Consider the following 12,369-nt stretch of genomic DNA (forward strand, 5'->3'; position numbering starts at 1 on the left):
AAGGAGCGAGAGGGGAAAAAGAAGACAGAAAGCCAGCTCCCCCCCCCCCCTCCCCCCCCCCCACCCCCCCCCCCCCCCCCGGCCCCGGCCCCGGCCCCGGCCCCGGCCCCGGCCCGGCCCGCGCAGCCCGGGCCCTCGCTCACCGACGTGGTGTCGCGCCGCACCATCGTGCTGGCCATAGCCGCGGTGGTCGTCGTCCTCGCGGTCGTCGGCTCGCTCATCGCGTACATGGTCAGGGGCGACGACAAGGGCACCGGGCACAAGAACGAGGGCAAGGGCGGCCCGGCCGCATCCGGCACCCCCTCGCCCGGCACCTCCGCCGGCAACGGCCCCTCCGCGTCGGCCGGTTCCTCGCCGAGCGCGAACCCCAGCGGCACCCCGGGCACCCCCGCGCCCAGCGGCACCCCCGGCGACGCCGACCAGGGACAGGGGCAGGGCCAGAACCCGGCGCAGGGCCAGAGCCAGGGGCAGGGCCAGGGCGCCAGCCCCGGCGGCCCGGGCGGCGGACTCCCGGCGGGTTTCGCCACCGTGACGGACCTCGGGTTCCACTTCTCGATGGCGATGCCCGAGGGCTTCCGCCAGACCGGTACCGCGGGCGAGAACTCCGGCGCGATATACAGCCGCGACGGAGGCTTCCCGAGGATCCAGGTCGACTACACCGGCAGCCCGGGCAACGACGCGCGACTCGCCTGGGCCAAGCTCGCCCCCGCCGTCGCGGGCAGCAGCAAGAACTACCGCCTGATACGCCTGGACACGGTGAACTACCGCAACTACCCGACCGTCGCGGACTGGGAGTTCGAGCGGGAACAGCAGGGCACGCGGGTCCGCGTCCTGAACCGCGGCTTCAAGGCCGACGCCACGCACGGCTACGCCATCATGATCACCTGCGCCGCCGACCAGTGGGACGGCCCCGAGTGCACGCAGCTGCGCGACACCGCCTTCCAGACCTTCCAGCCGTTGGGCTGACGGGCCTCCCAAGCCCGGGACGCGGGCGGCCCCGGCGACGTATCGTGTCCAGCGGGGGCCATGGGGGACCGCACTCGGGGGAGGCGATGTGGAGGACTACGCCGGCCGGATCCTGTCCGACCGCTACCGTCTGCCGATTCCGCCGTCCGACGAGTACGAGCTGATAGAGACCCGCGCCTTCGACACGCGCAGCGGGCAGGAAGTCCTCGTCCGGCAGGTGCCGCTGCCCGAGGTGGTGGACGCCGAACTCCTCGACGGATCCGGTGCGCACGCCGTGGCCGCCGGGGAACTGCCCGCCGTCCGGCGGGCGATCGCCGCCGCCCAGGCGGCCGCCTCCGTACCGGACCACCCCCGCCTCGACCAGGTCTTCGACGTGTTCGCGGAGGACGGCTCGCTGTGGATAGTGAGCGAACTCGTCCCCGCCAGGCCGCTGGCCGCGCTGATCGCCGACGAGCCGCTGAGCCCCTACCGGGCCGCGGAGGTCGCCTCCGACGTGCTGACCGCGCTGCGCGTGCTGCACGCGCACGGCTGGACGCACCGCAACATCACGGCCCGGACCGTATTGATATGCGAGGACGGACGGGTCGTCCTGACGGGTCTGGCGGCGGGTGCCGCCGAGGAGGCCCTGTGCGGGTACGACCCGGTGCCGCCGCCGGACACCGGGGAGCCGGGCGGGGACGCGGGCGCGGACGCCGCCTGGGGGACCCCGCCGCCCCAGGCGCCGCCGCCGGACCCCGCACCGGAGCCCCCGCCCGCCGGAGCCCGGGACGACGGGCCCCGGTATGCGCCGCTGGTGGCGCCCGGGTACGACACCGGCCCGCGCTACACGGACCACATCACCCCGGAACGGCCTCCGCAGGCGCCGCCCGCCCCGCCCGCGCCGCCCGCCCCGCCCGGGCAGGACCGGGCCGAAGCCGAGGCGGCTGCCCGCGCCGGGACCGTCGCCGCGTACCGGGCCGGGACCCGGGCGGCCTCCGCGGAGGTGGCGCGGCAGCGCGGGGGGCGAGGCCCGGTGGTCGTGCCGGTGCTGCCGCCGACCGGGGCCAACCTGCCCCAGGAGTACGCGTACCCGTACGGCGGGCCGGACACCGCCGCCGCCACGCCCTGGCACGGGGTGGCCCCCCGCCGCCCGGCCGAGCCGCAGAGGCCGCCGGAACCGGAGCCGGAGCCGCAGCCCGGTCCGCCGCAGCCGGAGCCGCAGCCCGAGCGGCAGTTGGAACCCGAGCCGCCGCAGCCCGCGCCCGCCCCGGCCCGGCCCGCGCTCCCCGCCCAGCTCGCCCTCCCGCAGGGCTACCGCCAGGCCGAGCCCCCCGCGCCCCCGGAGCAGGCGGCCCGGCCACCGGCCCCGCACCCCGCCCCCGCAGGCCGGGCGGACACCGGGACCGGCGGAGCCTGGGGCGGCCCCCGCACCGGCCTCGACGCCGAGCGGGCCCGGCAGACCCGGATGGCCGTCGTAGGCCCCCTCACCGAGCGCTGGGCGCCCGAACAGGCCGCCGGCCCCGTCCACGGCAACTGGCAGCTGGCCGCGCCCGTCGGCCCCGCCGCCGACCTCTGGGCCCTCGGGGCCCTGCTGTACCGCTCCGTCCAGGGGCACGCCCCGTACCCCGAGGACAGCGTCGCGGAACTCGTCGAGATGGTCTGCGCCGAGCCGCCCGCCTTCGCCGAGGACTGCGGCCCGCTGCGCCCGATCGTGGAGTCCCTGCTGCGCCAGGACCCGGCCGAGCGGCCCGACTTCGAGGAGCTGCGCGGCTGGCTCCGCTCGCTGATCCGCTCCGCCCCCGAGCCCGACGGGGACTTCGCCGGCCTCCCGTTGCCCGAACCGGACCCCGCGCGCCTGCCCGTCGTACGCCGCCGCGGCGATCTGCACGGCCGCCACCGCAACCCCGCCGCCCCCCGCAAGCCGCGCTCCCTCGGCCGGCTCCTGCTGGTCGGCGTACTGGTCCTGCTCACGGGCGGGGTGGCGTACGCGATGCTCTTCCTGCCCCGCGCGGCGGACTCCGGGCAGCAGCCCACGGCCGCCCAGAGCCCGGCGGCGTCCGCCCCCGGCCCGGGCAGCCCCCAGCAGGGCCCGGCGTCCAAGCCGCCGCAGACCCCCGGGCGCACCCCGGGCGGAGCCCCGGAGTCCAAGCCCGCCCCGCAGGGCGACGCGCCCGCGCCGGAGGGCTACACCGTCCAGCAGGACCCGGCGCACTTCAGCATCGCCGTGCCGAACGGCTGGGAGCGGCAGTCCATCAACGAGGCCGGGCAGGTGCGCTACACCCAGGGCCAGTTCACCCTGATCGTCGTACCGGGCCGGGACCGGGTCGAGGGCGGAGATCCCGATCCGCTGGGCTACCAGAAGGACAAGGAGCCCGAGCTGGCCCCGTACCGCAACTCCACCTGGGCGTCCGGCGGGGACGTGAAGTCCACCAAGGTCGGGCAGCAGTTGCGGGTCACGGGCCGCTACACCTGGATCGACGCGGCGGGCCGGTCCCTGTTCGCCCGCAATTTCGTCGTCGCGCTCGGCGGCGCCTACCACGTCGTCATGGTCACGGGCCCGGAGGACAACCAGGACAAGGTCACCGACGTCTTCGAGAAGGCGACGGCGAGTTACAAAGCGGGCGGCTGACGGGCGGTCAGTACGGCGATTGCGTCACAGTGCTGCCCTATGGGCCCCGCCTTGTTCCGGCAGCGCCCGCAGGCTCCGTAATCTGGCGTGGAGTGCACAGAGCGGCGGGAATTCGTGGAACAGCAGACAGGCGCGGGTGCGGTGCTCGCAGGCCGGTACCGGCTCGTGGAGCCCATCGGCAGCGGGGGCATGGGGAAGGTGTGGCGCGCGCATGACGAGCTGCTGCACAGAACGGTCGCGGTCAAGGAACTGACGGCGGGGCTCTACGTGTCCCAGGCCGACCGTGAGGTCATGCACGCCCGTACGCAGAAGGAGGCGCGGGCGGCGGCCCGGATCCAGCATCCGGCGGTGGTGACCGTCCACGACGTGCTGGAGCACGACGACCGGCCGTGGATCGTCATGGAGCACATCGACGGCCCGTCCCTCGCCGAGGCGGCCAAGGCCGCCGGCCGGATCGAGCCCCGCGAGGCGGCCCGGATCGGGCTGCACGTGCTGGGCGCGCTGCGCGCCGCGCACGCGGTCGGGGTGATGCACCGGGACGTGAAGCCGGGCAACGTGCTGCTGGCCAAGGACGGCCGGGTGCTGCTGACCGACTTCGGGATCGCCGCGATCGAGGGCGACTCGTCGATCACGCGAACGGGTGAACTCGTCGGTTCCATCGACTACCTGGCCCCGGAGCGGGTCACGGGCGGCGCCCCCGACCCGTCCTCCGACCTGTGGTCGCTGGGCGCCACCCTGTACACGGCCGTCGAGGCCCGCTCGCCCTTCCGCCGGACCTCCCCGATCTCCAGCCTCCAGGCCGTCGTGAACGACGAGCCGCCCGTGCCCCGCCAGTCCGGCGCCCTGGGCCCGGTCATCACGGCGCTGCTGCGCAAGGACCCGGCCGAGCGGCCGTCAGCCGCGGAGGCCGAGCGGATGCTGCTGGAGGCGATGGAGGGCCGCGAGCCGAAGGCGGCCCAGGCGTACGTGCCCACGCGCGCGGTGACCGACGAGGAGCGGGCCTCCGCGCAGGCGGCCCCGGCGCCGGAGCCCTCCCCCGCGCCCGTCCCGGCCGCGGCCACCGCCCCGCCCGAGCGGCCCGCGGAACCCGCCGGGCGCACGCCCGGCCGGCTGCGGCGGATCGCCGCGGTGGCCCTGGTGGCGGCGCTGCTCGGCGGCGGCGCGGTGTTCGGGCTGCTGAAGTACACCGGCGACGACGGGGAAGCGGACAAGGGCGGCTCGGACAAGAACACGAGCGCCCCCGACGGCCAGACCGGCGAGACCGGTCAGAAGGCCGCCGCCCCGCCGGACGGGTGGGAGAAGGTCACCGACCCGAAGGGCTTCACCCTGTTCGTCCCCAAGGGCTGGAAGCGCCAGGTGTTCGGCGACCAGATCGACTACACCGGGGACGACGGCAAGCACTACATCCGGATCGCCGCCGACCCCACCCCGGACTACAAGGACCCGTACGCGCACGTGCTCGACCTGGAGAAGCAGGTGGCGAAGCGGACGGACTACAAGCGGCAGAGGCTCGCCCCGAACACCTTCCGGGAGAGCACCAATGCCGCGCTGTGGGACTTCACGTGGACCGAGAAGGGGGTGCACGCCGGGCCGCGCCGGGCCATCGAGCAGATGTACTACGCCCCGAACGGCACCGAGTACGCGATCTACATGACGGGTCCCGTGGCCGACTGGGCCACGACCCGCCAGCAGTTCGACACCGTGCTCAGCGGCTGGGAGCCGGCGGCCAAGTAGGGCCGGCGGGGCGCGGCGGGACCGTTCAGGGCGCGGAGAGGGTCGTCAGCGTCTGCTGGTTGTTGGTGGGGTTGGAGTCGCCGGCGACGCTGATGGTGACGTGGATGGCTCCCGGCCCGCTGGTCGTGACCTTGCCGAGGAACGGGATCTGAGCCTTGCCGCCGTTCGGCAGGCTGCCGCCGGTGCAGCGGAAGCCGGCGCCCGCGGGGGCGCACTGGAACCCGGTGAAGGTGCCCGAGTCGGGGGGCCTGCGCATCGTCATCGTGCCGGTGGGCTGGGCCTCGATGGTGATGTCCTTGGCTTCGGCGCCCCTGTTGGAGTAGTTGATCCAGTAGGTGCGGGTGGACCCGGGAGGCGGGGCCGAGTCGCCCTCGATGGAACCGACCGCGACATCGGAGGGGTTCTGGGCCGAGCCGATCGGCTGGGCGCACTTCTCCTCGGAGTAGTAGTCGTAGTTGATCGGTTTGACCTTGCCGTACGGGGCGCGCGTCCAGATGTACGCGCAGTAGCCCTTGCCGGGAAGGAGCCCGGCGTCGAAGGTCTGGGTGAGCACCCGGCCCTCGCCGGGTACCCCGAGTTCGAATGTGGGGCTCCGCCCCGCAGGGGTCAGGACGAGCTTGTGCCAGATCGAGTCGGCGTTGAGGTCCTGGAAGGTGATGGTCAGGTTGGGGGCCTTGAGTTCCAGGGCCAGGATGCGCGCGCCCTGGGGTACGGGCCGCGGAGCCGCCGGTTCTGCCGCTGCGGGCGCGGCCGGGGCCGCCAGGGTGAGTGCCAGACCGAAGGCCGCGCCGCCTGCCACCGCCACGCGGCTCAGGCGGCGGAGTTGCGTCGTGACTGACATGGGGAACCCCGTTCCTGGGGGGGGGGGAGGAGGAGGACTGGGTGCGGCCGCCGGCGCCGCGGGCGCCACGGGCGGGTCCGACGCGGGGGAGTGCGGGGCCGAGCGCTTCCTGCCGGGTCGCCGCACTGCTGGTTCCATTTTCTCGCCGCCCGTGATCCCTGTCGACGCAGACCGCTGCCGGACGGCAGCGGGCGTCCCGGCCCGGAGGGCCCCCAGGGCGGCATCCTGCCAGCGATCGCTGGCAGATTTGGCAAAATCCGGTTACCCACGGGTACCCAAAGGCCCGCCCGCCCAATACGCTCACCGCCATGACGGACTCGCAGGCCCCCGCCGCCACCCTCCGCTCCGCACCGCAGCCCACCAACCCGGTCGCCCCGGCCCCGGCAGGTGCCCGCACCGCCGCCGACGTGGTGACCCCCGCCCTGGTCACCCGGCTCACCCGCGGAGTGATCGGCTCCGGCCGGACCGCCAACCACACCCCCTTCACCGGGGCCGAGCTGGCGGACCTGCCCGAGGCCACCCCCGAGGACGTGGCCACCGCCTTCGCGAAGGCCCGCGCCGCCCAGCCCGCCTGGGCCGCCGTCCCCGTACGCAGGCGGGCCGCCGTCCTGCTGCGCTTCCACGACCTGGTCCTCGCCCGCCAGTCCGAGGTCCTCGACCTCATCCAGCTGGAGACCGGCAAGGCCCGCCTGCACGCCCACGAAGAGGTCCAGGCCGTCGCCGTCGCCGCCCGCCACTACGGCCGCAAGGCGCCCTCGTACCTGCGGCCCAAGGGCCACACCGGCGCCATGCCGACCCTCACCAAGGTCACCGAGCTGCGCCAGCCGCGCGGGGTCGTCGGCCAGATAGCCCCCTGGAACTACCCCCTCGAGCTCTCCGTCGGCGACGCCCTGCCCGCCTTCGTCTCCGGCAACGCCGTCGTCATGAAGCCCGACACCGAGACCGCGCTGACCGCCCTGTGGGCCCGCGACCTGCTCATCGAGGCCGGACTGCCCGCCGAGGTCTTCCAGGTCGTCCTCGGCGACGGCCCCGTCGTCGGCCCCGAGGTGGTCCGGCACGCCGACTACGTCTCCTTCACCGGCTCCACCCGCACCGGCCGCGAGGTGGCCCAGGGCGCGGCCGCCCGCCTGGTCGGCGTCTCCCTCGAACTCGGCGGCAAGAACGCCATGCTCGTCCTGCACGACGCCGACGTCGAGAAGGCGGCGGCCGGCGCCGTCCGCGCCTGCTTCTCCTCCGCCGGCCAGCTCTGCATCTCCATCGAGCGGCTCTACGTCCACGACTCCATCGCCGACGCCTTCGTCGAGCGCTTCGCCGCCCGCACCAAGGCCATGCGGCTCGGCGCCTCCCTCGCCTACGGCGCCGACATGGGCTCCCTCGTCGGCGAACGCCAGCTGGAGACCGTGCAGCGGCACGTGGACGAGGCCGTCGCCAAGGGCGCCACCCTCGTCGCCGGCGGCACCGCCCGCCCCGACATCGGCCCGCTCTTCTACGAGCCCACCATCCTCGACGGGGTCGAAGCCCCCATGTCGGTCTGCGCCGAGGAGACCTTCGGCCCGGTCGTCTCGATCTACCGCTTCACCGACGAGGACGAGGCCGTCGCCCAGGCCAACGCCACCCGCTACGGCCTCAACTCCAGCGTCTGGACCAAGGACGCCCGCCGCGGCCACGCCGTCGCCGCCCGGCTGCGCACCGGCACCGTCAACATCAACGACGGCTACGCCCCCGCCTACGGCAGCGCCCAGGCCCCCATGGGCGGCATGAAGGACTCCGGCCTCGGCCGCCGGCACGGCTCCGAGGGCATCCTCAAGTACACCGAGGCACAGACCGTCGCCCACCAGCGGCTGCTCCCGATGGCGCCCTCGCTCGGCATGGACGACGAGCAGTACGCCCGCTTCATGACGAGCAGCCTCAAGGTCCTCAAGGCCCTCCGACTGCGCTAAGGGGAACCCGTGCCTCACGACAGCGACTCTTCGTACGACTACGACTACGACTACGACTACGACTACGACTACGACGTCATCGTCATCGGCTCGGGCTTCGGCGGGTCGGTCTCGGCGCTGCGCCTGACCGAGAAGGGCTACCGGGTCGGCGTCCTGGAGGCAGGACGCCGCTTCACCCGCCAGGACCTGCCCCGCAACAGCTGGGACCTGCGCAACTACCTGTGGGCGCCCGCCCTCGGGCTGTACGGGATCCAGCGCATCCACCTGCTCGGCAACGTGATGGTGCTGGCCGGCGCCGGGGTCGGCGGCGGCTCGCTCAACTACGCCAACACCCTGTACGTGCCGCCCGCCGCGTTCTTCGAGGACCGCCAGTGGGCCTCCATCACCGACTGGCGGGCGGAACTCGCCCCCTACTACGAGCAGGCGCAGCGGATGCTCGGCGTCCGGCTCAACCCGACGCTCACCCCCTCCGACGTCCACCTGAAGGCCGTCGCCGAGAAGATGGGCGTCGGGGACTCCTTCCACATGGCCCCGGTCGGCGTCTTCTTCGGTGACGGCGAGGACGCGGCCGGACAGCCGAAGGTCCGCCCCGGCCAGGAGGTCCCCGACCCCTACTTCGGCGGCGCCGGGCCCGCCCGCAGGGCCTGCACCGAATGCGGCGAGTGCATGACCGGCTGCCGGCACGGCGCGAAGAACACCCTGGGCGAGAACTACCTGTACCTCGCGGAGAAGGCCGGGGCGGAGATCCGCCCCATGACCACCGTCACCGCGCTCTCCGAGCACCCCGACGGCGGCTACCGGGTCCGCGTCGTCCCCACCGCCGACCGCCGCAAGGGCCGGGCCCAGGTGCTCCGTGCCCGGCACGTGGTCGTCGCGGCGGGCACGTACGGCACCCAGACCCTGCTGCACACCATGAAGGACCTCGGCGAGCTCCCCAGGATCTCCGCCCGGCTCGGCGACCTGACCCGGACCAACTCCGAGGGCCTGGTCGGCGCCCAGACCGACGACCGCCGCTACCGCAGGAGGCACGGCGCCGGGGCCCGCGCGGACTTCACCCGGGGCGTGGCCATCACCTCGTCCGTGCACCCCAACGCCGACACCCACATCGAGCCCGTCCGCTACGGCAAGGGCTCCAACGCCATGGGGTTCATGACGATCCTCCAGGTGCCCCACGCCCGGCACCGGGTACGGGCCTGGTTCGCCCGCACCGCCACCCACCCGGTGCAGCTGCTGCGCTCCCTGTCGAACCGGCGCTGGTCGGAGCGGACCATCATCGGCCTGGTCATGCAGTCCCTGGACAACTCCTTGACCACCTACCGCAAGCCCGGCGGCATCGGAAAGGGCCTGCTGACGGCCCGCCAGGGCCACGGCGCGCCCAACCCGGTGCAGATCGCCGAGGCCACCGAGGCCGCGACGCTGCTGGCCGAGGAGATCAACGGCTTCCCCGGCAGCAACGTCGGCGAGCTGATGGGCACCCCGCTGACCGCGCACTTCCTCGGCGGCTGCCCCATCGGCGCCTCCCCGGAGGAGGGCGTGGTGGACCCGTACCACCGGCTGTACGGGCACCCGGGCATCTCGGTGGTCGACGGCTCGGCGGTCTCCGCCAACCTCGGGGTCAACCCGTCCCTGACCATCACCGCGCAGGCCGAGCGGGCCATGTCGTACTGGCCCAACAAGGGCGAGGCGGACCCGCGGCCCGCGCAGGGGGAGGCGTACCGGCGGCTGGAAGCGGTGGAGCCGGTCCGTCCGGCCGTGCCCAAGGAGGCCTTCGGCGCGCTGCGGCTGCCGTTCCTCGCGGTCCCCGAAATCCCGCCCAGGCAACCGGAACCGGAGCACTGACCCCGGGAAGACGACCGCGGCGGGCACCGCGCTCCCCCTCCGAGCGCGGTACCCGCCGCAGTACAAGAGTGGACAGGCGGTTGCCGAAAAAGGTTGTACCGGAATCCTTTGCGGCAAGCTGTGGTGTCGGTCACACGGTGTGGAGTGCAACCGGGGCGGCGGCCCGGGGGTCAAGGGGGGCATGAGACAGCGCATCTCCCTGCTGGCCGCGTGCGGCCTGGTGGCCGTGGGGCTGACCACCCCCACCGCGATGGCCGCCGAATCGGCGGACCCCGTCTTCCGCCTGAACGGCCCGGCCGACCTCGCCCTCCGGCAGGGCGCCCCGCAACCGGTGGCCCTGCACTTCGGGCTGCTCGACGCCGACAGCTTCACCGGCGAGTCCACATTTACCGTCGACCTGACCAAACTCGCCGGCATCGCGTCCGTGAAGGAGGCGGCGGGGGCCAAGAAGTGCGAGGACAAGGGCGCCACGCTCGTCTGCAAGGACAAGGGTCCGCACTCCGGGGTGGACCTGGAGGCCGTCGCGGTGAAGGACGCCAAGGACGGGGTCTCGGGCGTGCTGACGGTGACCGGCACGGCCGCCGGGGCCACCATCACCCCCGCCGCGACCGTCATCTCGGTCGGCGGCCCCGACCTGGTCATGCGGGACCTGGGCCTCAAGAAGGACCCGAAGCCCGGCGAGAGCCAGGCCCTGCCCCTCGCGTTCCGCAACGAGGGCACGCAGTCGGCCAAGGGCGTCATCCTGGAACTGGAGGCCACGCACGGCCTGGAGCTCCCGGAGCGCTACGACAACTGCGCCTACCGCACCACCCGCACATCGACCACCGTCGTCTGCACCGTCGAGGGCGAGTTCGAGGCCAAGGCCACCTACGAGCTGGCCGGCGACAGCCCGCTGCACCTCAAGGCGGGCGCGAACGCCCTCGACGAGCGTTTCGCCTACGGCATCTACCCGGCGGCCGCCCCGCAGAAGGCCACGGACGCCAAGGCGCCCGACGCCGCCGGTGCCGCGACCGCCGCGGGACGCAAGCTCGTCGCCCGCAAGAAGACGGAGGCCGCCCCCGCCCCGCTGCGCGCCCCCGACCTGAACCCGGTCGACAACAAGCGCGCGGCCGAGCTCAAGGTGAAGAACACCGCCGACTTCGTGGCCGACCCCCTCACCGTCAAGGGCGCCGCGGGGACGAGGGTCAAGGCCGTCGTCGCCGCACGCAACAACGGTCCCGCCTGGGTCACCGGCACCGGCCCCGCGGCCCTGGTCGACGTGGTGCTCCCGAAGGGCGTGAAGGTCCTCACGGCCCCGGCCGCCTGCCGCGCCGTCCAGCCGACGCAGTACCGCTGCGCCACCGGGACGTCCGTGCTGGAGAAGGAGAAGCTGGAGTTCCCCTTCGAGCTGAAGATCGAGAAGGCCGTCAAGGACGCCAAGGGCGCCGTCACCGTCGGCACGCTCGACGCGAAGGGCGAGTTCACGCGGCACGACTTCGACGAGGTGCCGGCCAACAACCTGGCCGACTTCACGGCGAACCCGACGGTCACCCCGACCAAGTCGCCGAGCCCCTCCGGCTCCGGCAGCGCCTCGCCGAGCGCCTCCAAGAGCGCCTCGCCCTCCGCGGGGAGCAGCACCGGTTCCACCACGGGCAACAACGCCTCGGCGGCCGCGGCCGGCCGCAGCGGCGGCCCGCTGGCCTCCACCGGCAGCACGGCCGGCCTGGTCGGCCTCGCCGGCGCCGGGCTGTTCGCCGTCGGCGCCGCGCTGTACCTGTCCTTCCGCCGGCGGAGCAACGGCGGCGCGCACGCGTAGGCGTACAGGAGACGGAAAAGACGAACGGCCGGCCCGGGGCGTCCCCCGGGCCGGCCGTCCTCATGGGGTGACCGGGCTGCTGTCCCCTGCCGTCCGGTCACACGAGGGGAGCGAGGTCCCACGACGCGCGCCGTCGGGCGTCGCGTCTCATCGCTCCCGTTGAGCCACGCGTGGTGCTGCCGCGTCCCGCGCCTGGCTGGCACGGACAACCTCACCAACGAAGGGCCCCCGGCCCGGTCACGGTCCGGACGGGTGACGAACGGGTGCCCGCGCGGTCAGACGCGGCCCCGGCACAGCTCCAGCAGGGTCATCGCGAGGGCGGTCCCGGGCTTGCCGAGGGCATCGCTCCAATGGGAGAGCACCTCCATCTCGCGCGACAGGTGCACCCGCCGGCCGCCCGCGCCGATCCGGGCCTCCTGGATGACGGCCGACACGGCCATCCGCTCCTGGATCAGCCCGATGATCCGGTCGTCGAGGGCGTCGATGCGCTCGCGGGAGCCGGCGATCAGCTGCTCGGGGGTGGTGGTGATCGTGGTCATGGGGTCTCTCCTGTGGTGGGTGGGTGACCCGGCAGGAGCGGAAACGCAGAGCGCCCCGGTCCTGTCGGACCGGGGCGCTCTGGGAAGTCAGCGGCTCAAGCGAGCAT

7 protein-coding genes and 1 pseudogene are annotated in these 12,369 nt (G+C 74.1%); 6 read left to right on the forward strand and 2 right to left on the reverse strand.

The window, feature by feature from the left end:
• The first annotated feature begins 147 nt into the window (after positions 1-147).
• The 3 genes from AC07A6_RS35570 (at position 148) to AC07A6_RS35580 (ending at position 5,308) form a co-directional block, all read left to right on the forward strand.
• Positions 148-966, forward strand: a complete 819-nt coding sequence (locus AC07A6_RS35570; RefSeq protein WP_478779859.1) for a hypothetical protein — start codon at positions 148-150, stop codon at positions 964-966.
• 88 nt (positions 967-1,054) lie between these two features.
• Positions 1,055-3,574 carry a protein kinase gene (locus AC07A6_RS35575; RefSeq protein WP_478779860.1) on the forward strand — a complete coding sequence of 840 codons (2,520 nt, stop codon included), beginning with the start codon at positions 1,055-1,057 and terminating at the stop codon, positions 3,572-3,574.
• Positions 3,575-3,688: 114 nt separating this feature from the next.
• Positions 3,689-5,308, forward strand: coding sequence for a serine/threonine-protein kinase (locus AC07A6_RS35580; protein WP_478779861.1), 1,620 nt, complete (start codon positions 3,689-3,691; stop codon positions 5,306-5,308).
• Between the two features lie 25 nt (positions 5,309-5,333).
• Here AC07A6_RS35580 and AC07A6_RS35585 read toward each other — a convergent pair whose 3' ends face one another.
• Positions 5,334-6,149, reverse strand: a complete 816-nt coding sequence (locus tag AC07A6_RS35585) for a hypothetical protein (protein ID WP_478779862.1) — start codon at positions 6,147-6,149, stop codon at positions 5,334-5,336.
• 308 nt (positions 6,150-6,457) lie between these two features.
• Here AC07A6_RS35585 and AC07A6_RS35590 point away from each other — a divergent pair, with 308 nt between their 5' ends.
• From AC07A6_RS35590 to AC07A6_RS35600, 3 genes are all read left to right on the forward strand, one after another.
• Positions 6,458-8,089 (forward strand): succinic semialdehyde dehydrogenase, encoded by a 1,632-nt coding sequence (locus AC07A6_RS35590; RefSeq protein ID WP_478779863.1) that lies wholly within the window; start codon positions 6,458-6,460, stop codon positions 8,087-8,089.
• Positions 8,090-8,098: 9 nt separating this feature from the next.
• Positions 8,099-9,928, forward strand: a complete 1,830-nt coding sequence (locus AC07A6_RS35595; protein WP_478779864.1) for a GMC oxidoreductase — start codon at positions 8,099-8,101, stop codon at positions 9,926-9,928.
• A 181-nt stretch (positions 9,929-10,109) separates the two neighbouring features.
• Positions 10,110-11,723, forward strand: a complete 1,614-nt coding sequence (locus AC07A6_RS35600; protein ID WP_478779865.1) for a hypothetical protein — start codon at positions 10,110-10,112, stop codon at positions 11,721-11,723.
• A 275-nt stretch (positions 11,724-11,998) separates the two neighbouring features.
• On the opposite strand, the pseudogene AC07A6_RS35605 reads toward AC07A6_RS35600, so the two are convergent.
• Positions 11,999-12,316: pseudogene (locus tag AC07A6_RS35605) on the reverse strand (chorismate mutase); the annotation flags it as partial.
• Positions 12,317-12,369: the final 53 nt, after the last annotated feature.

The organism is Streptomyces sp. NPDC044002, from assembly GCF_056434525.1.